Annotated in this window: 11 protein-coding genes; 7 read left to right on the top strand and 4 right to left on the bottom strand. The window is 72.6% G+C overall.

The annotated features are described in order from the left end of the window. Positions 1 to 2: 2 nt before the first annotated feature. Positions 3 to 632 carry a GTP-binding protein gene (locus ABTY61_RS07570; protein WP_350504005.1) on the top strand — a complete coding sequence of 210 codons (630 nt, stop codon included), beginning with the start codon at positions 3 to 5 and terminating at the stop codon, positions 630 to 632. A 28-nt stretch (positions 633 to 660) separates the two neighbouring features. Then, the gene (locus ABTY61_RS07565) at positions 661 to 1,794 is read left to right on the top strand and encodes an FAD-dependent monooxygenase (protein ID WP_350504004.1); all 1,134 of its coding nucleotides are present in this window, start codon (positions 661 to 663) and stop codon (positions 1,792 to 1,794) included. A gap of 132 nt (positions 1,795 to 1,926) precedes the next feature. On the opposite strand, the gene ABTY61_RS07560 is transcribed toward ABTY61_RS07565, so the two are convergent. From ABTY61_RS07560 to ABTY61_RS07545, 4 genes are all read right to left on the bottom strand, one after another. Beyond that, the gene (locus ABTY61_RS07560; RefSeq protein ID WP_350504003.1) at positions 1,927 to 2,685 is read right to left on the bottom strand and encodes a serine hydrolase; all 759 of its coding nucleotides are present in this window, start codon (positions 2,683 to 2,685) and stop codon (positions 1,927 to 1,929) included. A 153-nt stretch (positions 2,686 to 2,838) separates the two neighbouring features. Further along, complete coding sequence (locus tag ABTY61_RS07555; protein WP_350504002.1) at positions 2,839 to 4,452, bottom strand: hypothetical protein; 1,614 nt, start codon at positions 4,450 to 4,452, stop codon at positions 2,839 to 2,841. A 79-nt stretch (positions 4,453 to 4,531) separates the two neighbouring features. Further along, the gene (locus tag ABTY61_RS07550) at positions 4,532 to 5,299 is read right to left on the bottom strand and encodes a leucyl/phenylalanyl-tRNA--protein transferase (protein ID WP_350504001.1); all 768 of its coding nucleotides are present in this window, start codon (positions 5,297 to 5,299) and stop codon (positions 4,532 to 4,534) included. After that, positions 5,296 to 8,526 (bottom strand): amino acid adenylation domain-containing protein, encoded by a 3,231-nt coding sequence (locus ABTY61_RS07545; RefSeq protein ID WP_350504243.1) that lies wholly within the window; start codon positions 8,524 to 8,526, stop codon positions 5,296 to 5,298. The genes ABTY61_RS07550 and ABTY61_RS07545 overlap by 4 nt, the downstream gene beginning before the upstream one ends. A gap of 256 nt (positions 8,527 to 8,782) precedes the next feature. On the opposite strand from ABTY61_RS07545, the gene ABTY61_RS07540 reads away from it, so the two are divergent. The 5 genes from ABTY61_RS07540 to ABTY61_RS07520 all read left to right on the top strand — a co-directional run bounded on the left by ABTY61_RS07540 (position 8,783) and on the right by ABTY61_RS07520 (position 21,756). Then, positions 8,783 to 11,938, top strand: coding sequence for a putative bifunctional diguanylate cyclase/phosphodiesterase (locus ABTY61_RS07540; protein WP_350504000.1), 3,156 nt, complete (start codon positions 8,783 to 8,785; stop codon positions 11,936 to 11,938). Between the two features lie 190 nt (positions 11,939 to 12,128). Beyond that, positions 12,129 to 20,168 (top strand): ricin-type beta-trefoil lectin domain protein, encoded by an 8,040-nt coding sequence (locus ABTY61_RS07535; RefSeq protein ID WP_350503999.1) that lies wholly within the window; start codon positions 12,129 to 12,131, stop codon positions 20,166 to 20,168. Between the two features lie 93 nt (positions 20,169 to 20,261). Next, positions 20,262 to 20,618, top strand: a complete 357-nt coding sequence (locus ABTY61_RS07530; protein ID WP_350503998.1) for a hypothetical protein — start codon at positions 20,262 to 20,264, stop codon at positions 20,616 to 20,618. A 360-nt stretch (positions 20,619 to 20,978) separates the two neighbouring features. Next, positions 20,979 to 21,245 (top strand): helix-turn-helix domain-containing protein, encoded by a 267-nt coding sequence (locus tag ABTY61_RS07525; protein WP_350503997.1) that lies wholly within the window; start codon positions 20,979 to 20,981, stop codon positions 21,243 to 21,245. A gap of 142 nt (positions 21,246 to 21,387) precedes the next feature. Then, on the top strand, positions 21,388 to 21,756 hold the full coding sequence (locus ABTY61_RS07520; protein WP_350503996.1) for a hypothetical protein: 369 nt from the start codon (positions 21,388 to 21,390) through the stop codon (positions 21,754 to 21,756). Positions 21,757 to 21,883 lie beyond the last annotated feature (127 nt).

The following is a 21,883-nucleotide window of genomic DNA, read 5'->3' as shown; positions in this document are numbered from 1 at the left end:
ACATGGCAACGCCCCACTCCGCCACCCACTCCCCCACGACCCACTCCGCCACCGCCCCCGCCACCGCCCCCGCCACCGCTCCCGCCGCGGTCAAGATCCTGGTCGCGGGCGGCTTCGGCGTCGGCAAGACCACCCTGGTCGGCGCGGTCAGCGAGGTCGCCCCGCTGCGCACCGAGGAGTACCTGACCACGGCCAGCGTCGGCGTCGACGACCTGGACGGTGTCGACCAGAAGGACACCACCACCGTCGCCCTCGACTTCGGCCGGATCACCGTCAGCCCCGAGCTGGTGCTGTACCTGTTCGGCACGCCCGGGCAGGAACGTTTCTGGTTCATGTGGAACGACCTGGTCAACGGCGCCCTCGGCGGCATCGTCATCGCCGACACCCGGCGGCTCGACACCAGCTTCGCCTCGATCGACTTCTTCGAGAGCCGGGGTATCCCCTTCGTGGTCGCCATCAACTGCTTCCACAACCACAACACCCGCACCCCGGAGGAGATCCGGGCCGCCCTCGACCTCGACCCGCAGGTCCCGATGCTGATCGGCGACGTGCGCGAGCGCGGCTTCGGCCGCGACCTGCTGCTCGCCCTGGTCGACCACCTGATGGACCTCGCCGCCGCCCCCGTCGGCTGAGCCCCTTCCCCCGTACCGGAGTCACCCCATGACCACACCCCTGCGCGTCCTCGTCCACGGCGGCGGCATCGGCGGCCTCACTCTCGCCACCGCCCTCGCCCGGCGCGGCCACCACGTCGAGGTCGCCGAACTGCGCGACCAGCTGGAGGCCCTCGGCGTCGGGATCATCCAGCCGTCCAACGCCCTGCACGTGATGCGCGAGATCGGCGTGCTCGACGAGTGCCTCGCCGTCGGCTTCGAGTGGGAGGTGCTGACCATCTGCGACCCGGCCGGCACCACCCTCGCGCAGATCCCCCAGCCCCGGATGGGCGACGCCCCCTCCAACAACGGCATACCGCGCCCCGCCCTGGCCCGGGTGCTGGCCGCCGCCGCCACCGCGGCCGGCGCCGACGTCCGCTTCGGCACCACCATCTCCTCGGTGGCGGACGACGGCACCGGGGTCGACGTCACCCTCACCGACGGCCACGTCGGCCGCTACGACCTGGTCGTCGGCTTCGACGGCATCGGCTCCCCGCTGCGCCGGCACCTGTACGGCGACAGGTACGCCCCCGAGTACACCGGCTTCGCCAACTGGCGCGTCACACTGCCGCGTTCGCCCGAGGTCAAGGGCGTCGTGATGTCCGCCGGCAACCTGAAGGCCAAGGCGCTGCTCACCCCGATCAGCGAGGAACTCATGTACCTGGGCTCGGTGTTCGCCGAGGCCGAGGACTTCCGCCCGGACCCGGACCGCGCCCACGAGCAGCTCCGGGAGCGGCTGGCCGGCTTCGGCGGCCCGATCGCCGAGGCCCTCGCCCAGGTCACCGACCCGACCGCCGTGGTCCACTCCCGGATCTCCCAGGTCACCGTCGAGGAGCCCTGGCACGTCGGCCGGATCGTCCTCGCCGGCGACGCCGCCCACGCCTCCACCCCGCACCTCGCCCAGGGCGCCGCGATGGCCGTCGAGGACGCCCTCGTCCTCGCCGAGAGCCTCGACGCCGCGGCCGACGTCCCGGCCGCCCTCGCCGCCTGGGAGGAGCGCCGCCGCCCGCGCGCCATGTGGGTCCAGTCGCTCTCCCGCGCCGTCCTCAAGCAGGAGACCGGCACGCCGACCACCCCGGAGGAGGACGAGTTGCTCAAGATCGGCATCCCGGGCGCCGCCCACGTGCTCGTCAAGCCGTACTGAGTCCGCCCGAGCCCAGCTTGATGCCGCTGTCCCCGGACGCCGCCCCCGGACGCCGCCTCGGTACCCCGCGCGGGAGTCGCGCCCGCGCGGGGTACGGAGCAGGGCACCCGGACGGCGCGCCGATGCCCGCGGTCAACGAGTGATCTCCCGGCGCCGCTGCCACACCGCCCGCGAGACCCGGGCCAGCAGCCGGGCCGCCGGGTCGGTGCGGTCGGTGCCGTCGGCGAGCGGGCCGGTGTAGCAGACGGCGATCAGGTACGGCGGGCAGTCGTACGGGTGGACCAGGCCGACGCAGTGCCGGGCGCCGGGCACCCAGCCGTTCTTGAACGCGATCCGGATCCCCGGCGGGAGGCCGGCCGCCAGGTCGACCCGGAAGTCGTTGCGTTCGAGCAGGGCCAGCAACTCCGGCTCGTCGGCGAGCGAGTGCAGCAGGCGGACGAGGTCGCGGGCGCTCACCCGGTTGTGCACGCCCGCCGCGCGCGCCGCGTAGTCCTCGATCCCGCGCGGGCTGGAGCTGCGGGTGGCCCCCGCCCGGCGCCACACCTCGGCCACCGTCCGCTGGTCGGTGCGGGCCAGGCAGAGGTTGGTGGCCAGGTTGGAGGAGTGGGTGATCATCCGCTCGGCCAGCAGCCGCAGCGGCACGTGGGTGCCCAGCAGCTCCCAGGGCAGCGGATCGCTGTCCCAGTCGGGATCGTTGCCGAACTCCCCGCCCACCACGGACTCGAAGCGGTTCACCACCGGCACCTCGGCGTCGAGGTCCACCCCGCCGCGGGCCAGCGCCGCCAGCACCGCGACCTTCATCGTGCTCGCGGCGTCGTGCAGTTCGTCCGGCGCGCGCAGGAATACCGGCTCCGCCCGGCCCTCCCAGGGGGCCACCACCACAGACAGCATGGAGGAAGAGTAGGGGAATCCGGGGCGGATGCGTGTCGGCGGCGGGGCCGCAGACCGTCGACGTGCTCCCGCCCTGAGTGCTCCCGCTCCGGCGGACGCGAGGACCCCCGGCCGAGCGGCTCGGCCGGGGGTCCTCGACGCTCTGGCGGCGCGTCAGCTGCCGCTGGGCTTCGTGGCCGGCAGGGTGGCCGAGCCGGTCAGCAGCGGCCACTCCTTGTGGAAGGGCGGGAAGGGCAGGCTCTTCTCGAACAGCGGGGTGCCGAAGACCTTGAGGTGGGCGGTCAGCGCGCCGTTCAGGTCGACGCCGCCGACCAGGGCCCAGCTGCCCTTCAGCTCGGGCCCGTTGCCGGGCAGGTCGACGGCGAGGGAGCCGTCGGCCTTGGCACTGAGGTAGGGGGCGACGGCGGCCTCGACACCGACGGTGTCGTACAGGCCGACGCTGGCCTGGACGCCGAGGGCGGCGCGCACGGACGCCTTGCCGTTGAGGCGGACGTGCACCGGGGAGACCTTGGTGTCGGCGCTGGTGACCGGGGTCCAGCCCTTGCCGCCGGTGTAGTCGGCGCGCACGGCCCAGGTGCCGGTGGCGTCCTGCTCGGTCTCCAGGTGGACCTGGCCGTCGGCACTGACCTCCAGGTAGCAGGTGAGGCCGAGGTTGACGACGACGGGCAGACCGGCGACGGTCAGCACCGGGCTGGCCTGCAGCTTGGCGAAGGGGACCCGGATCGGCGCCGCACCGGTGTTGCGGGCGACGTCGCCGGTGACCTTCCAGTGCGCCTGGGCGCCCAGGTCGAAGCCGATCGAGGCGGTGCGCGGGCTGGTGGCCTGCGCGCCGTGGTAGGCGAAGTGGACGGCCGGGTGCAGCTGGAGGGAGCCGGAGGCGTCCAGGCTCGCGCCCGCCGGCAGCGGGACCGGGGCCTTGACGTCGATCCCCAGAGTGCCGGAGGCGTCGGCCTTCACGCCGTTGCCGTCGATGCCGGCGGTCGCCTTGAGGTCCTTGACCAGCGGGGTGACCTGGATGCCGTGCACGTCGATCGGCACCTGGCCGTCCGCCTCGGTGCCGCCGAGGAGTTCGGAGAGGGTGGCCGGGCGGGTGGTCAGGTTGACGGTGTTGCCCGTGCCCGGAGTGGCGCCGGTGACGGCGACCAGGGCGCCCTGCGGGGCGGCGGCGGTGGGCGGGCTGGCGATCAGCTGGCCGGGCTGCACAGCGGCGGCAGCAGCGGTGGCGGAGGCCGAGGGGGCCGCGCTCGTGCTCGTGCTCGCGCTCGGCGAGCCGGTCGGCGAAGCGGTCGACGAGGCGCTCGGCGCAGCACTCGCCGAGGCCGTCGGCGCGGCGCTCGGCGCGGCACTCGGCGCGGCCGTCGCACCGGAGGAGGTGAGCACGGCCGTGCCCTTCCCCGGGTCGTACGCGGTGAGCTGGAGCGCCTTGGTCGCGGCCGTGACCGCGCCGCCGTCCTTGCCGGGGGTGCCGATGGCGGCCTGCTGGTCGCCGGCCGGCGCCACCGTGACGTTGCCGGTGCCCGAGACCGGGGTCGGCCGGCCGGCGGCCGGGGTGCCGGCCCGGGCGTGGGGGGCGCCGGAGGCGGGGGTGCCGCCCGCCGGGCTGCCCCCGGCGGCGGTGGCGCCGGTGTCGGCGTTGCTGGTGGCGGCCGCTTCGACGGCGGCCTGCGGGGTGCTGCCGGAGCCGGTGGGCCCGCACGCGGCCGTTCCGGCGAGGATGAGGGTGAGCAGGGCTGCGGGCGCGGCCCTGCCTATCGAGGGTTTGAACACGCGGCGTCATGTTACTGACGAGGAATAAGTTTGTCGAAGACAGGCCAACGGACTGCCGGGCCGACCCTTGTCCCGCAGGTCAGGCCAGCCGCGCGGCAGGCAGGCGACCGTCCGGCAGGGTATCCGCCGCGGGGCCCCCGGCGAGCTCGGCGAGGTAGCGGGCGCGCTCCGTCGGCTGCGCGCCGAGGCTGCGCACGTACGGCCCGTCCCACTGGGCGTCGAGCAGTCGTCCGCCCGCGGCGCCGAACCGGGCTCCGAGGTCGGCGACGGCGATCCGGGCGGCGTCCGGGCGCCGGTGGAACATCGAGTCCAGGCTCAGCGCCGGGCCGACGGCCACGCCGAAGACCCCGCCGATCAGCTCCTCCCCCTCCCACACCTCGACGCTGTGCGCCGCGCCGAGCCCGTGCAGCTCGATCAGCACCGCCCGTAACTCCTCGGTGAGCCAGGCCGGTCGGCGCCCCTCGGCGCAGGCCGCGAGGACCGCGTCGAAGGCCCGGTCGGCGGTCGTCCACCACTCCACGGCGCCGCGCAGCCGCCGGGCGAGCCGGCGGGGCAGCCGGACGGCCCCGGGGCGCAGCACCGGCCGCGGGTCGGGTGACCACCACGCCAGGGCGTACGGGTCCGCCCCGCCGGGCAGCAGGGCCACCTCACCGGCGTCGACGGCGTCCCCGTGCAGCGCCTCGTTGTAGGCGGCCGCGTAGTCGTCGGCGGCGGGCAGCGGGAAGAGTCCGTGCCGGTAGGCGGCGAGCAGCTGGCGCGGGCCGAGCACGCCGCCGAAGGCCACCGGCCCGTCCGCCGGGGCGTGCCGGAGGTCGAGGGCGTCGAAGTCGGGCACCGTCCGGGTCACAGGAACCCCTCGTCGGCCAGCCGGGCCAGGTAGAGGTCCAGCAACCCGGCGTCCACGTCCGGCAGTTCGATGCCGCTGTCCTCCAGCGCCGCCTCCGCGTTGAACCGGTCGAACCGGGGGAACACCGGCTGGAAGTACAGCTCGCTGATGGACAGCCGGGAGTCCGGCGCCCGGTCGACGAACAGCGGGACGAACGGCGTGATCGGGTGGGTCGGGTGCCCGGCGGCGAACCGGACCAGCCGCTGCACCCAGTGCCGGTAGGGGAGTTCGGCGATCCGGTGGCCGCGCGCCCGGAGCCGGTCGGCGAGGTCGGGGAGCCCGGCCGGGTTCGGCGAGGTGAGGTGGTAGACCTCGCCGTCGGCGGGCGCGTGCGCGGCGATGTGGGCGAGCGCCCGGGCGAAGCGGTCGGCCGGGACGAAGTCCAACGGCAGCCGGACGTCCGGGCAGCTGCCGCTGTCGGCGAAGTACTTGATCAGCGCGCAGAGTTCGGTACCGGTGTTCATCACCCCGGTGGTGAGGTCCCCGGTGACGTCGTTGGTGCGCAGCACGGTGACCGGCAGTCCGCCCGCCGCCGCGTTGTGCAGCAGCTGTTCGGCGACCCACTTGCTCTCCACGTAGCCGACGCCGAGCCGTTCGGGGTGGGCGAGCGGGGTGCGTTCGGTGACCTCGCGGACGCCGGCCGCGCCGAAGCCGGCCAGCACCGCGAGGGTGGAGACGTAGTGCACGGGCACGCCCCGGCTGTGCCCGGCGAGCCGGACCACCTCCCGGGTGCCGCCGACGTTGGGCGCGCGCAGCTGGTGGTACGGGTAGAGGAAGTTGACCTGGCCGCCGAGGTGGTACACCGCGTCCAGGTGGTCGGCCAGCCAGTCGAACCGGCGCTCCGTCAGGCCGAGCCGCTCGGTGGCCAGGTCGCCGACCAGCGGCACCACCCGGGCGTCCGTCAGGTCGTGGCGCAGGAAGCGCTGCTGGGTGGCGCGTAGCCGCTCCAGGGCGTGCTCCTGGTCGGGCGCGCGGACCAGGCAGTGGATCCGGGCGTGGGTGGTGGCGAGCAGCTGGTGCAGCAGGTGGGCGCCGCAGAATCCGGTGGCGCCGGTGAGCAGGATCTCGGCGGGTTCGGCCCGGGAGGGCGCGGGGCTCCAGGACTGCCGGACGGCGTGGGTGAGTCGGGCCTCGGCGTACCAGTCCACGGCGGTGTCGGCCGGGCCGCCACCGCCGGGGCCGCCGCCGGTGCGGGCGGCCTGGAGGGCGGCCGTGAAGTCGCGCAGCACGGGCGAGCGCAGCAGCGCCCGGGTGAGGGTGCGGACGTGGCCGACGTCCAGGCCGAACATCATCCGGGCCCGGGCGAGCATCTCCATGGCGAGCAGCGAGGTGCCGCCGAGGGCGAAGAAGTCAGCATCGGGGCCGACGAGTTCGGCGCCGAGCAGCTCCGCCCAGAGGTGTCCGACGGCGTCCTCGACGGCGCTCGGTTCCGCCGCACCCGGTTCCGCCGCACCCGGCTCCACTGCGGACGTGGGCGCGGGTGCGGGTGCGGCCGGGGCGGCGTCGGCCCGGACCGGGGCGTCCGGCAGCGACCGCCGGTCGATCTTCCCGGCCGCCGTGAGCGGCATGGCCTCCAGCGCGACGAACTCCGCCGGGACGAGGTACTCCGGCAGCCGCTCCGTGAGGAACGCCCGCAGCCCCTCCGGCCGCACCGCCCGGTCGCCGAGCGTGTAGTAGGCGGTGAGCAGGCGGCTGCCGTCCGGCGCGCTGCCGTCGGCCGCGACCCGGGCCTGCCGCACCGCCGGGTGGGCGGCCAGCACCGCCTCGACCTCGGCCGGGTCGACCCGGTGCCCGCGCACCTTCACCTGGTCGTCGAAGCGCCCGAGGATCTCCAGCTGCCCGTCGGCCCGCCAGCGTCCGGCGTCGCCGGTGCGGTACATCCGCTCGCCGGGCAGCGGCGCGTACGGATCGGGCGGGAACGACTCGGCGGTGAGCCCGGGCTGCTCCCAGTAGCCCCGGGCGAGGCCCGGCCCGCCCAGGTGGATCTCGCCCCGCTCACCGGGCCGCACCGGGCGCAGCCGCCCGTCCAGCACGTGCACCCGCACCCCCGGCAGCGGGCGGCCGATCGGCACCGGCGCGGCCGGGGAGTCCAGCAGCTCCGGGGTGACCTCGCAGTGCAGGGAGGTGACGGCCGCCTCCGTCACCCCGTACGCGTTGAGCAGCCGCACCCCGGGCAGCCGCTCCGCGCAGGCCCGGCAGTCGTCGGCGTGCACCACGTCCCCGCCGACCACCACCAGCCGCAGCCCGGCCGGGGCCGGGCCGCCGGGCGGCAACAGGTCGAGCACGTGGTGCCAGTACGCGGGCGTGAAGTCGGCGACGGCCAGGCCGAGCCCCGGTAGCCGGCGGACCAGCTCGGTCGGCGCCCAGGTGTCGCGGCCGCCGAGCACCACCGTCGCCCCGGCGAGCAGCGCCGAGAACACCTGCTCCAGCGCGGTGTCGGCGCCGAGCGCGGCCAGCTGGAGCACCCGCTCGCCCGGGGCGAGGCCGTAGGCGTGGATGACCCGGTCCAGGGTGAACACCAGTGAACGGTGCGTGACCGGGACGCCCTTGGGGCGGCCGGTGGTGCCGGAGGTGTAGATCAGGTACGCGAGGTCGTCGGGGGTGGCATCGGCCGGGGCGAGCTCGTCCGGAGCACCGTCGTCCGGCCCCACCCGCTCCACCCCGTCGAATGCGCGACCGTCCGTGACCGCCACCCGTGCCCCGGAGTCCGCCACCAGCCCGGCGAGCCGCCGCTGCGGATGCGCCGGGTCCAGCGGCAGGAACGCCCCGCCCGCCTTGAGCACCCCCAGCCAGGCCACCACCAGCTCCACCCCGCGCCCCAGGCAGACCGGCACCACCTGCTCCGGCACCACCCCCCGGGCCCGCAGCGCGGCCGCCAGCCGGTCGCTGCGGGCGTCCAGCTCGCGGTAGCTCAGCGTGCCTTCCTCCCCCACCACCGCGACCGCTTCCGGGTCGTGCGCGGCCCGGGCGCGGAACAGCCCGTGCGCGGTGTCCGCGAACCCGGCCCGGGCGGCGCGGGCGGCGCGCTCCGGTGCGGCCCGCCCGTTCCGCTCCACCCAGGCCCGGCACTGCGCCCGCCCGTCCGGGCCGTAGACTTGCCGCCACCCGCCGGGCAGGGTCAAGTCCCCAGGCCAGAGCGCGTACTGGCCGTCGTCGTTCCGTACCACGGCGTGACGTCCGGAGTTCACATCCGGGCGTACGCCCCGTGCGCTGTCGGCTGCGTCGTCCACCGGCTTGACCTCGTGCTGAAGCGGCAGAATGCTGGGAGGTGCGACAATTCCGACTATACGCACTCAGGGCACACCGACAACGTCCGTCGCACAGCCCGCCGGACGCCGTTCCCCCGTGGGCCGACCGGCCCCCGAGGACCCGTCCGCAAGACCCGCCCTCGCCCGAACTCCCCCGTCCGAACGGCGGGGTGGTGTCGCGGAGGAGGTAGCCTCGTTGACTCGCCGGCGACAACGCCTGATGGTCTGTTACCTGCTCTGGATGGTGCTGTTCACCGGCATCTACTTCGCCGACCCCGGGCTGCGGATCGTCTGGTGGACGGGCATGGGCCTCGGCGGCGTCGCCGCCGTGGTGGTCGGCGTCCGGCTCAACCGGCCCCGCCACCCGCTGTTCTGGTACGTGCTGGCACTGGCCAACCTCAGCTTCACCACGGGCGAGGCGATCCAGGCCCTGCAGCTCGACATCCTGCACCTGAACAACCCGTTCCCGTCCGTCGCCGACGGCTTCTACCTCGCCGAGTTCCTGCTGTACGCGGTCGGCCTGCTCGGCTTCATCCGCTGGCGCACCGCGCGCCAGGACCGCGCCGGGCTGCTCGACGCCCTGATCATCACCCTCGGACTGGCCCTGCTGGTCTGGATCTACCTGATCCTCCCGTACGCCCGGAACCCGGACCTCAGCTGGATCCAGAAGGCCGTCTCGATCGCCTACCCGCTCGGCGACGTCGTCGTCCTCGCCCTGCTGCTACGGCTGTTGACCCCGCGCGGCGGCAACTCCCGCTCGCTGCAACTGCTCACCGTCGGCGCCCTCGGCCTGCTCACCTCGGACATCCTCTACGGGCTGATCCAGCTGCACGGCACCTGGCGGATCGGCACCGGCGTCGAGCTCGGCTGGGCCGCGTTCTACACCGCCTGGGGCGCGGCCGCGCTGCACCCGTCGATGGTCGAGCTGACCAGGCCCGTCCCCACCCAGCAGCCGGACCTCTCCGCCACCCGGCTCGCGCTGCTGACCCTGGCCTCGCTGATCGCGCCCGCCATCCTGATCATCGAGTCGCTGGCCGGCAACACCAGCAACGCGGGCGTGATCGGCGCCTTCTCCGCGCTGCTCTACCTGCTGGTGCTGGCCCGGCTGGCCGTCGTGGTGGTCGCCCGCCGCCAGGCGGTGGCCCGGGAGCGGGCGCTGCGGGAGGCCGGCGCCCGGCTGACCGCGGCGGTCACGGTGGCGGAGGTCGCCGACGCCGTCCAGTCCGCCGCCTCCACCCTGATGCCCGCCGAGCGGGGGCACGTCGCGCTGCTCGCGGTCACCGAGTCGGGGGTGCTGCACGTGCGCCGGGCCGGCATCGGCAGGACCGGCGGCCCGGACGACACCGCCCGGGACGCGGAGCACGCCCAGGACGAGGCCCTCGCCCGCCTCGCCGCCCACCGCGAGACCCGCCTGCTGCCCGTCGGCTCCGACGAGCTGCCCACCCACCTCGGCGACATGCCCGCCGCCCTGGTCTGCCCGCTCACGCTGGCCGAACGCCCCTCCGGCGACCCGCTGATCGGCGCGCTCGTGGTCACCGGCACCGAGCAGGAGCTGACCAGCCTCTGGGGCTCGCTGGAGATCCTGGCCGGCCAGGCGGCCCTGGCCGTCGAACGCCAGGTGCTGAGCCAGGAGGTCGCCCGGCGCGACAGCGAGCTGTACTTCCGCACCCTGGTGCAGAACGCCAGCGACGTCATCCTGATCCTCGACGCCGACGACGGCATCCGCTACGCCTCCTCCTCCGCCGAGCGCGTGCTGGGCCGCCCCGACCTGGACGGCACCCTGCTGACCGACCTCGTCCCGCCCGAGGACAGCCGGGACGTCGGCAAGGCGCTGGCCCGGATGCGCGGCTCCGCCGAGCCGCCCCGCGGCGACCAGCCGCGCGAGCACTGGCGGCTGCTGCGTCAGGACCGCACCCCGATCGAGGCCGAGGTGCGCTACACCGACCTGCGCGACGACCCGACGGTCGGCGGCCTGGTGCTCACCCTGCGCGACGTCACCGAGCAGCGCCAGATGGAGCGCGAGCTGACCCACCGCGCCTTCCACGACTCGCTGACCGGCCTCGCCAACCGGGTGCTGTTCCAGGACCGGGTCGGCCACGCGCTCTCCCGCGGCGAGCGCAGCGGGGCCGTCACCGGGGTGCTGTTCATCGACCTGGACGACTTCAAGGTGGTCAACGACACCCAGGGCCACGCGGTGGGCGACGAACTGCTGGTCGCCGTCTCGCTGCGGATCTCCACCGCGCTGCGCAGCTCGGACACCGCCGCCCGGCTCGGCGGCGACGAGTTCGCCGTCCTGGTCGAGGACGCGTCCCGCCCGGCCGACGTGGACACCCTCGCGGCCGGCGTGCTCGCGGTCTTCGCCGAACCGTTCAAGCTCAGCGCGGGCGCCGTGCGGGTCAGCGCCAGCATCGGGGTGTCCACCACCGAGGACAGCGTGGACTCCGCCGAACTGCTCGCCCACGCCGACCTCGCGCTCTACTCCGCGAAGGCGGCCGGCCGCCGCCAGTGGTGCCACTACCGGCCCGCCCTGCAGGCCGGGATGGTGGAACGGCACGAGATGAACGAGAACCTGGACTCCGCCATCGCCGAATCCGCCTTCCAGCTGTACTACCAGCCGATCATCGACCTTCGCACGGGCGACCTGGTGGCCTTCGAGGCCCTCGTCCGCTGGCCGCACGACCGGCGCGGCATGGTGCTGCCCGACGAGTTCATCGCCCTCGCCGAGGAGAGCGGCCAGATCGTCCCGCTCGGCGCCTGGGTCCTCGAACGCGCCGCCGAGGAGGCCGCCGCCTGGCACGCCGCCAGCTCCGCCGCCCGCACCGCCACCGGCCGCCCCCCGCTGCGGGTCAACGTCAACGTCTCCGCCCGCCAGTTCCGCGACGCCGGCTTCGTCGACGTGGTCCGCCACGCCATCGACACCTCCGGCATCGACCCGCGCACCCTCGTCCTGGAACTCACCGAATCCGTCCTCATGCGCCGCGACGACCGGCTGCGCGCCGACATGGCCACCCTCGGCGAACTCGGCATCGGCCTCGCGATCGACGACTTCGGCACCGGCTACTCCTCACTGTCGTACCTGCGCGAGTTCCCGATCTCCCTCCTGAAGATCGACAAGTCCTTCATCGACGGGCTCGGCCTCTCCCCCCAGCAGTACGCCCTGGTCGAGGGCATCACCCGGATCGCCGACACCCTCGGCGTCCAGGTCATCGCCGAAGGCATCGAACACCCCGACCAGCGCGACCTGCTCGCCGCCATGGGCTGCCCGCTGGGGCAGGGGTACCTGTTCGCCCACCCGATGGACGGCGCGCACGCCCGGGCGCTGGTGCGGCGGACGACATACGAACCGGCGTAGGGCCCTGGCGATTTTTCCGACATATCGGCACCTTGCCGACGAATCGTCATTCCACGAACACTCTGAACCGTTGATCCGTTACGGAATCTTCATCCCCGTTGGCCATTCGCAGTGCGTCGCGAATGAGAGATTGTGAATCGGCTTTTACCAAAGCCGTGCTAAACATTGGCAATCTCTTGAGAGAGTCTTGATGTCACGACGGTCTCAGGCCTCGTCCGGTTCCACGGACGGGGCCTTCTCCACGCGCAGGAAACGGCGAATAGCCGCCATCCTGACGCTCGGTCTGCTGGTGCAGACCGGTGTCGCGGTGGACGCGATCACGGCGACCCCCGCGGTCGCCGCGTCCACACCGCCCGTACCCCCGGTCGCGCCCGCCACCGAGGCGCTCGACGAGGCGTCCGCCCTGCTCTCGGCCCGACTGCAGAAGCGGCGGATCGAAGTCACCGGCGCCCGAACCGAGTTCACCACCCTGTGGGCCAACCCCGACGGCACGCTGACCTCCGACCGGTCCACCGGGCCGATCCGGATGAAGTCCGGCGACGCCTGGGTGCCCGTCGACACCACCCTGGTGCAGACCCAGGACGGCAAGGTCGCGCCGAAGGCGCACCCGGGCGGGGTCGTCTTCGAGGGCGGCGACGCCGGGGTGACGGTGGGCGACAGCCTGCCGAGCGCCGCGCCGGCGACGGTGCCGAGCACCGCGCCGACCACGGCGCCGGCGGTGGCGCCCAGCGCGACGCCGACGGCCGCGCCCTCTCCGGCGCCGTCTGCCACCGCGTCTGCCGCACCGACAGCGTCCGATTCGCCGTCCGCGTCCTCCTCGGCCGCGCCGACCCGGGCCTCCCGCAACGGCGTCCGCGCCGCCGCAGCCCCCGCGGCCGACCCGAAGCCCGCCGAGGCCGAGCCCGCCGAGCGCGAGCTGGTGCGGATCGGTTCGGGCGAGCAGCAGGTCAGGTTCGGCTGGCTCGGCAAGCTGCCCAAGCCCAGGCTGGAGGGCAACAAGGCCACCTACGTCGACGCCCGCCCGGGTGTCGACCTGGTGCTGGAGGCCACCCGGACCGGCTTCGAGCAGTTCCTGATCGTCAAGGACCGTGCCGCCGTCGCCCAGACCGGCACCGTGACGATCCCGCTCGACACCACCGGCCTCACCGTCGCCCCGCAGCAGGACGGCTCGATCCAGCTGCTCGACAAGGCGAGCGGCAGGACCACCGTCCGCATCCCGGCCCCGGTGATGTGGGACGCCGTCGTGGACCCGGCCTCGCAGGAGCACCTGAACCGCGGCGCGGTCACGATGCAGCTGCGCGGCCAAGGCACCGACACCGAGCTGGTGTTCACCCCGGACGCCCACTTCCTGGCGGACCCGAAGACCCGGTTCCCGGTCACCATCGACCCGGTGGTGGACGTCGGCACGACCTTTGACACCTACGTCCAGACCAACGAGAACATCGACGCCTCCGCGTCGACCGACCTCAAACTGGGCAGCTACGACGGCAAGGTCGTGGCCCGGTCGTTTCTGACCGTCCCGGGCGGGTCGTTCAACGGCAAGCAGATCCTGGGCGCCACGCTCCATCTCGCCAACTACCACTCCTCCTCCTGCACCCCGAAGCAGTGGGAGGTGTGGAACGCGGGCGGCGCGGCCTGGTGGACCCGCTGGGGCAACCAGCCCGCCATGGAGCGCAAGTGGGCCACGTCGAACGACACCTACGACGTCGCCGGCGACGGTGACAACCACGACTGCTACGCCCCGGACGGCACCTTCTGGGCCAAGGCCGACGTCACCGAGATGATCCGGCACTTCGCCGGATTCGGCTACAACGACTACGGCTTCGCCCTCAAGGCCGCCGACGAGTCCAGCAGCCTGTCGTGGAAGCGGTTCAGCTCCGCCGAGGGCTACTGGCCGCCGTTCGTCTCGATCACGTACAACACCGTCCCGGCGACCCCGGCGACCGTGGAGGTCCTGCCCTCGCAACAGGGCAACCCCCGCTACACCTCGGACCCGAACCCGCGCTTCCAGGTGCAGGCGGCCGACCCCGACGGTGACCCGCTGAAGGTCTACCTGGACCTGTGGCGCGGCGGCACCTTCGTCGGCAGCATCGTCCGGGACACCCCGAACGGCGCGATCGCGACCGTCCGCCCCTCCGACTACGGCATCGCCCGCCTCGACGAGGGCGTGCAGTACTCGATCTGGGCCATGCTCGACGACGGCAAGTCCCGCTCCGGCTGGGTGGGCACCAACGTCGTCGCCGACACCGTCAAGCCCGGTACGCCGTTCGTGAGTTCGGCCGACTACCCGGCGGACGACCTCTGGCACGGCACCGCCGGCCAGCCGGGTTCGTTCACCTTCTCGCCCGCCCCGGGCACGGACGACACCGCGGCCTACGTCCACACCCTGGATGGCGGCACCCCGGTGACCGTGGCCGCGACCGGCGCGCTGACCACGTCGATAACGCCGACGACCGAGGGCCGGCGCGTGCTCAGCGTGCAGTCCAAGGACCGTGCGGGCAACCTGTCCCCGCCCGCGACGTACGTGTTCCAGGTCGGCCAGGCCGGCATCAGCTCGCCGGTCAACGGCACCCAGGCCGCCAAGCGCGTCAAGCTCTCCGTCGACGCCCAGGCCCAGTTCAAGCGGGTCGTCTACCAGTACCGCCGCGGCCCGGGCGCCACCGAGTACACCGTCCCGCGCGCCAACCTCACCAAGGCCGACAACACGGCCGTCACCGAGGACAAGCCGCGCCTCGCCGACCTCGGCACCCACGCCGACTGGAACGTGCTGGACACCCTCGGCCAGGTCGGCGGCGTCGTCCAGGTGCGTGCCGTGCTGTTCCCCGAGGACGGCTCCGGCAACGGCTACACCACCGTCTGGAACACCATGACGGTCGACCGCAACGCCGACGGCGCGGCGAGCACCGGCATCGGCCCCGGCTCGGTCAACCTGCTCACCGGTGACTACTCCACCGACGTCACCGACGCCGACGAGTTCGGCATGTCGGTCAAGCGCACGGTGTCCTCCCGTGACCTCGGCCGCGGCTGGCAGCCCCAGGGCGAGCGGCTGACGCTCAACCAGCGCCAGATCGGCGCCGATACGACGGGCTTCACCCCCGGCCAGGCGACCGTCACCCGCTCCACGACACGGGGCCACGACAGCTCCACCGACTCGCTGTCGGTCACCCCGGCTGCCTCCGGGTGGGACTCCTTCGCCGCACTGGGCCCCGAGTACACCATGGGTCAGGGCATGAAGCCCGGCCGCACCTACCGGCTGACCGGCTGGATCTACGTCCCCGGCGCGACCGGACTGGACAGCCCACTGCCCGACCGCGGCCTTCGCCTCGTCGGCGTGTACCGCACCCCGGCCGGCTACGGCGAGACGGCCTCCCCGAAGGCCTCCTTCACCGACGGCTGGCAGCAGTTGACGGTCGACATGGCCGTCCCGGCCGACGCCACCGAGGCCTGGTTCCGCCTCTACAACGGCAACGCGGGCGGCAGCGGCAAGGAGGTCTACTTCGACGACCTGTCCCTGAAGGAGATCGTCGCCCCCTTCGGCCCCCAGTGGGCCGGCGGCCCCGACGCCGGAAAGGGCTCGGACTACCGCTCGCTCTCCTTCCAGCAGTCCGACCTGGTGGAGATCAAGAACAACGACGACAGCTCGCTGACCTTCGCCAAGGGCAACGACGGAACGTTCTTCCCCGAGCCCGGTGCCGAGGGCCTGACCCTGAAGGCCGTGCCGGCCAAGTCCGGCGCGATCGTCCTCGCCACCTCGGGCCAGTGCCTGGAGGTCGCGGGCGGCGTGCCCGGAAACGGTTCCCGGCTGCAGCCGGCCGCCTGCAGCGGCGCCGCCAACCAGCAGTGGACCCGCGGCGACGACCTCACCCTGCGGCTGCTGGGCCACTGCCTGGACAACCCGTTGGGCCAGGTCGCCAACGGCACCCCGCTCACCCTGTGGACCTGCAACGGCGGTAACAACCAGCAGTGGGAGGTCCGCCCCGACAACACGGTGACCAACCGTCATTCGGGCCAGTGCCTGGACGCCGACAAGGGCGCCTCGATCTGGGTCTGCTGGGCGGGCCCCAACCAGATCTGGGACCTCCAGACCGCCGGCACCACCTACGAGCTGACCGACCTGGACGGCTCCAGGACCGTCTTCGCCCGCCAGGCCGGCTCGAACATCTACCAGGTGGTCAGCGAGACCGGGCCCGACGCCGCCTCGACGACCCGGTACCAGTACGACACCGCCGATGGCCGTTCGCTGGTCAAGCGCGTCATCCCGGCCGTGGAACCGGGCGTCGACGACGTCAACGGCTGCACCGTCGACCCGCTGCCGCGCGGCTGCGAGGTGATGGAGTACGACTACGCCAAGGCGACGACGGCGACCGCTTCGGCCCCGGGTGACTACCTGGACCGCGTCCGGGGCGTCAAGGTCTGGTCCTGGAACCCGGCCACCTCCAAGCAGGAGGCCGTCGAGGTCGCGCACTACGCGTACGACGACAAGGGCCGTATCGCCACCGTCTGGGATCCGCGTCCGGCTACTCCGCTGAAACTCGCCTACACCTACGACGAGGCGGGCCGGGTCACCCGGATCGCCCCCGCGGGTCAGCTGCCGTGGAACTTCGACTACGGCAAGGCCGCGGCGGACCAGGACCCCGGCCGTCTGCTCAAGGTCCGTCGCGGGACCCTCGCGCCGGGGAGCAAGGACCGGGTGATCGGCGAGAATGCGACCTCGGTCGTCTACGACGTGCCGCTGACCCGTAGTGCCGGCGGTCCGTACGACCTGGCGGGCGCCGACGTGGCCAAGTGGGCGCAGACCGATGCTCCGACGGACGCGACCGCCGTCTTCGGCCCGGAGGACGACCCCCGGGCCAACACGGCCTCGGCCGCCAAGCCGGGCCCGGACGGCTACAAGCCCGCCGGCGTCCACTACCTCAACGCCTCCGGCAGCGAGGTCAACACGGCCAGTCCGTCCGTCACCCCCGGCGGTGACATCGACACCTCCGAGTACGACCGCTACGGCCATGTCGTACGCACCCTGAGTGCGACCAACCGTTCGATCGCGCTCGGCAGCCACCCGGACGCCGACACGTTCGCCGCCGAGCTGAACCTGCCGGCGGACCCCGCCTCGCGGGCCCGACTGCTGGACTCGCGCACGGTCTACTCGGCCGACGGCATCGATGTGCTCGACACGCTGGGCCCGGCCTACCGGGCGTCCCTGGCCGAGCAGGTCAACGGCCAGACCGCCCCGGTCACCGTCACGTTCGAGGCCGAGAAGCTGCCGCAACTGGGCACGAACACCAAGGTCCAGGTCGACAGCGACTGCTGCGGCCTGCTCTGGTCCGGGGGCGCCCACCTGGGCATCCGCGGCGCGGCGGCGGGCGCGTTCGACACCATGCGGGTCAGCGTTCCCGAGGAGGGCGACTACGTCCTCTCCGGCCAGCTCACCAAGAACAGCGACCACGGCGTCATCCAGTGGGCGATCGACGGCCAGAACATCGGCCAGCCGATCGACACCTACAGCACCAACCCGGTGATCGCCCCGTTCTCGGTGGGCCGGTCGCTGCACCTCGCGCGCGGTGACCACGAGCTCAGGCTCACCGTCATCGACACCAACACCGCCAGCGGCGGCGAGCGCTTCCACACCGGCGCCGACACCGTCACGCTCACCAAGACGACCGTCAACCCGACGCTCCCGGCCGGCACGTCGGTCGTGGCCCGGGACCACAACACCAACACCTACGACGAGGGGAAGCCCGACGGCCAGGCCTACCACCTGATCACCACCGCCACCGACGGCGCCCGCATCGACGGCTACGCCGACGACGTCGAGCTGCGCGTCACCAAGCGCGGCTACGACGCGCCCATCGGGGGCGCCCCTGGCTGGACGCTGAAGACAGCGACTTCGGTCACCACCGACGCCCTCGGCGCCAAGCTGACGGCCTACGTCAAGTACGACCCGGCCGGGCGGGCGCTGGAATCCCGCAAGCCGGGCTCGAACGGCATCGACGCGGGCACCGTCAAGTCCGTGTTCTACACGGCCAAGGCCAATCCGGACGACACCGCTTGCGGCAACCGCCCCGAGTGGGCAGGCCTGGCCTGTGTCACGATGCCGGGCGGTGCGGTCACCGGGGCGGACGGCACTCGGATGCCGACCACCCTTCCGGTGAAGCGGGTCACCCGCTACTCGGCCTTCAAGGAGCCCGAGGAGACGACGGAGACGAATGCGGGCAAGTCCCGCAAGAACGTCACGGTCCACAATGAGCTGGACCGGATCGTTTCGACCGAGATCGTCTCGGACGAGGGCAAGCCCCTGCCCAAGGTGACCGTCGACTACGACCCGGCGACGGGCGACGCAGTGCGGACGACGACCGGCGACAAGTCCCTGACCCGGGTCCTGGACTCCCTCGGCCGACTGATCTCCTACACGGACGCCGACGGTGCCACGACCACCACGGAGTTCGACCGGTACGGCAAGCCGGTCAAGGTGAGCGACCCGACCGGGTCCACCACCTACACCTATGACCGCGCCAAGGAGCCGCGCGGGCTGGTCACCTCGGTCAACGACAGCGTCGCGGGCGAGTTCACCGCGAAGTACGGCCCCGACGGCCAGCTGGTCGAGCAGACCTACCCCGGCGGGATCGTCCGCAAGGACACCTTCAACGCGGTCGGCGAGGCCACCGGCCGCAGCTACACCCGCAGTTCCGACAACACGGTGGTCTGGGCCCAGACCACCGACATCTCCACCCAGGGCCAGGTGGCCAAGGACACCAGCTCCACCGCCACCCGCTCCTACCGGTACGACCGGCTCGGCCGGCTCGTGAAGGCCGAGCAGACCACGGCCGCCGCCGGTTGCGTGACCCGGCAGTACGCCTTCGACGCCCACTCCAACCGCCTGTCCAAGCAGACCTCCCCCCGCGGGGAGGCCGGCGAGTGCAGCACGGCCGGGGCCACGGCGGAGAACCACACCTACGACAGCGCCGACCGGCTCACCGACCCGGGCTTCGTCTACGACGCCTTCGGACGCACGGTGAAGACCGCCACCGGCGCGACCAACACCTACTGGGCGAACGACAAGGTCGCCGCCCAGGAGAAGGGGGACACCAGGCAGGAATGGGCCGTTGACGCCGCTCACCGCCTGACCGCGTTCACCACCAGCAAGAAGCAGGCCGACGGCACCTGGGCCGGCTCGGCGTCGAAGCTGAACCACTACGGCGACGACTCCGACCACGTCCGGTGGACCGTCGAGGACACCGCCCTGGGCACGCTGACCCGCAACATCTCGGGGCCGGACGCCGACCTGGTGGCCACCACCGGCCGGACCGGTGGCATCCAGCTGCAGCTGACCAACCTGTTCGGCTCCGTGGTCGTCACCACGGACACGGCACTGACCAGGCCGGTGGTGCTGGACTTCGACGAGTTCGGCATCCCGCAGGACGGCCAGACCACCGTCCGATACGGCTGGCTCGGCGGAAAGCTGCGCTCGGCCGAAGCGCAGGACGGCGACATCCTCATGGGTGCCCGTCTCTACAGCCCGGCCCTGGGCCGGTTCCTCCAGGTCGACCCGGTCCCCGGCGGCAACGCCAGTGCGTACGACTACTGCACCGGAGACCCGGTCAACTGCACCGACCTCGACGGCAACTGGGGCATGCCCAAGTGGCTGAAGAAGACGGTCGAGGTGGTCGCCAAGGTCGCCGAGGTCGCGTCGTACATCCCCGGTCCCATCGGCTCGGTAGCGGCAGCCGTCTCCGCCGTCTCCTACGCGGCCACCGGCAACTGGGGACAAGCCGCCGTCATGGCGGCGACGGTCGTCGCCGCCGCCGTGGGCGCGACCGCCGTCGTCGCCACCGCGGTGGTCGCCGCGAAGAGCGTCAGCCGGGGCGTCTCGGCCATGCGGACGGCCAGCGGCCTGAAGGGAGTCGGGACGAAGGTCTCGGACTTCCCCTCCGTGGCCAAGCACTGGAAGAAGGTCGGGGCCGTAGCCCAGCGACACAATGTTCCGCCGAACCAGCTCGGCAACGGCGTGCTGTGGCTCAACAAGAACGAGAACCGGAAGCTGCACACCCTGGAACACGTCAGGAACGTGCAGAAGACCTTCACCAAGAAGGAGGTGCGGATCGTCCACAGGTATTTCAAGGAGGTGGCACACGCCTCGGCGTTCAGACGCACCCCGAGCCCGAGCGCAGGCCCCCGTGCAGCCGCGACCCGCTACGTCCTCAAGAATTGGCGCAAGGCGAAACGCTCCAGCTGATCAGGAGTAGCCATGACTCGGGTCGCCCGCTTTCCCCGGGGAAGCGGGCGACCCGAGCAATTCACCAACCCACGCCCATGCCATACTTTTCGAATGGAACGCAAAGTGAAATTCAAGGTCGAGATCGAGAACCGTAGCGACCGGCGAATGGAGCTGATGCTCGAACCCGAAGGCAGTGACATCTGGCTGGAGCCCGGCGAGGCCGTCGTCGTGAACAGCGAGGCGCCGCCCACCACCGAGATCCCGTTCGTCGTCCAGATGACGAATGACGGCATGTCGGTCTGGTCCAACTACGGCCCGGGCTCGGTATCCACCCGGGCCGGCGAGGATCTCGACATCGGGCACAACAGGCCCGATGACGCCTACCCGGAGCTGAAGGATTCCGCCACCGAGGCCGAACACCGAAAGGGTTGGCCCGGACGGCTCTTCCCCCGCCGCCGGAACGATTGAGACCGGATTTCGTCCCTGCCATGTATCTCATCGCTTACGAACTTCTAGCCGTCGGCGGTGGACTTTCGAAGGTGATGATCGAGCTCGACGTGATCGATACCTTCGAAGGCTTCAGGGCCGTCACCAAGAGGTTCCGGAAGAATCGACATGGATGACCAATCCGGCACCCGGGGCGAGGAGATCGGCATGGCTCCGGCGGGGAAGTCCTGATACGCGGTGCGGTGTGCGTTCCGGCGGGAGGCCTCGGAGGGGCCGTGCGATGAACTGGGCGGCGGCCAAGGAGACTTGACCGCCGCTTCACCCTTTTCCGGCTGACGCGCTGTCACACTGTGCGCCCCGCAGTCGAGACGAGGAGCCCCGATGGACAGCAGACGACCCCTGATCGAGGACTTCCCCGCGCATCCGGACGGCGATCCGGCGGGCGATCTGGCGCGGGCCGTGCGGGAGCGGCGGGCGGCGCTCGGGCGGTCGGTGGCGGAGTCGGCGGAGCGGTCGGGGCTGACCGAGGAGCAGCTGCGGGCAGTCGAGGCGGGGCACGCGGCGCCGACGCTGCCGCTGCTGGCGGCACTGTCGGAAGCGCTGCGGATGGCCGTGGCGGCGACCCAACGAGTCGACACCTCCCAATGAGGCCTGTCCGGTCAGTACGCCAACACGCCGATGAGGCAGGGGAGTTCACTCGCACGAGTGATTGTCGACGCTCCGCATACTGACCGACACTCGGAGTATCCGGAGAGCCTGTGGAGGCTCTCCCGGCGACAGGAGAGCCGCCATGACCGCAGCCGATTCCTCCGTCTCCGCCTCCGACAGCCCGCAGATCGCGGGCAGCTCGCAGCCCACCAGCCCCGGACAGGAGCTCGCCGCAATCGGCGGCAACGTCGGCGCCGTGTGGCGCGGCTGGTGGACCTGGACCCCCTCGCACGGGACGTTCAACCTGCAGATCCCCTGGAACGTCATCGGGATCGACTCCACCGTCGTCATCACCGCCTCCGAGATCGACTCCAACGGGAACCGCTTCGTGGGCGCCGCCGCCTTCCAGGTGTCGAGCATCGCCCCCGGCAACGGGATCGTGACCTTCAAGATCAACATCGGCTGGAACAGCTCCATCCCGATGCGCACCGACGTCCTGGTCTTCAACTGAGGCTGACCGGACCTCGGCGCACGGAGAGCAACGGGAGTGGGAAGTCGGCTCGGCACCAGCGCATCGGGCGCAGGGTGGTGCCGTGGTTCACGCCGGGAGCACCGCCTTGTAGCCGGCGGGGAGCTGG

The organism is Kitasatospora sp. NPDC096128, from assembly GCF_040303105.1.
GTDB lineage: Bacteria > Actinomycetota > Actinomycetes > Streptomycetales > Streptomycetaceae > Kitasatospora.
This window is presented reverse-complemented; position numbering and strand designations above follow the sequence as displayed.

Bases quoted from the DNA above. Each gene is read 5' to 3' on its own strand.
- ABTY61_RS07570 (WP_350504005.1), top strand. From the start codon at position 3: ATGGCAACGCCCCACTCCGCCACCCACTCCCCCACGACCCACTCCGCC.
- ABTY61_RS07565 (WP_350504004.1), top strand. From the start codon at position 661: ATGACCACACCCCTGCGCGTCCTCGTCCACGGCGGCGGCATCGGCGGC.
- ABTY61_RS07560 (WP_350504003.1), bottom strand. From the start codon at position 2,685: ATGCTGTCTGTGGTGGTGGCCCCCTGGGAGGGCCGGGCGGAGCCGGTA.
- ABTY61_RS07535 (WP_350503999.1), top strand. From the start codon at position 12,129: ATGTCACGACGGTCTCAGGCCTCGTCCGGTTCCACGGACGGGGCCTTC.
- ABTY61_RS07530 (WP_350503998.1), top strand. From the start codon at position 20,262: ATGGAACGCAAAGTGAAATTCAAGGTCGAGATCGAGAACCGTAGCGAC.
- ABTY61_RS07525 (WP_350503997.1), top strand. From the start codon at position 20,979: ATGGACAGCAGACGACCCCTGATCGAGGACTTCCCCGCGCATCCGGAC.
- ABTY61_RS07520 (WP_350503996.1), top strand. From the start codon at position 21,388: ATGACCGCAGCCGATTCCTCCGTCTCCGCCTCCGACAGCCCGCAGATC.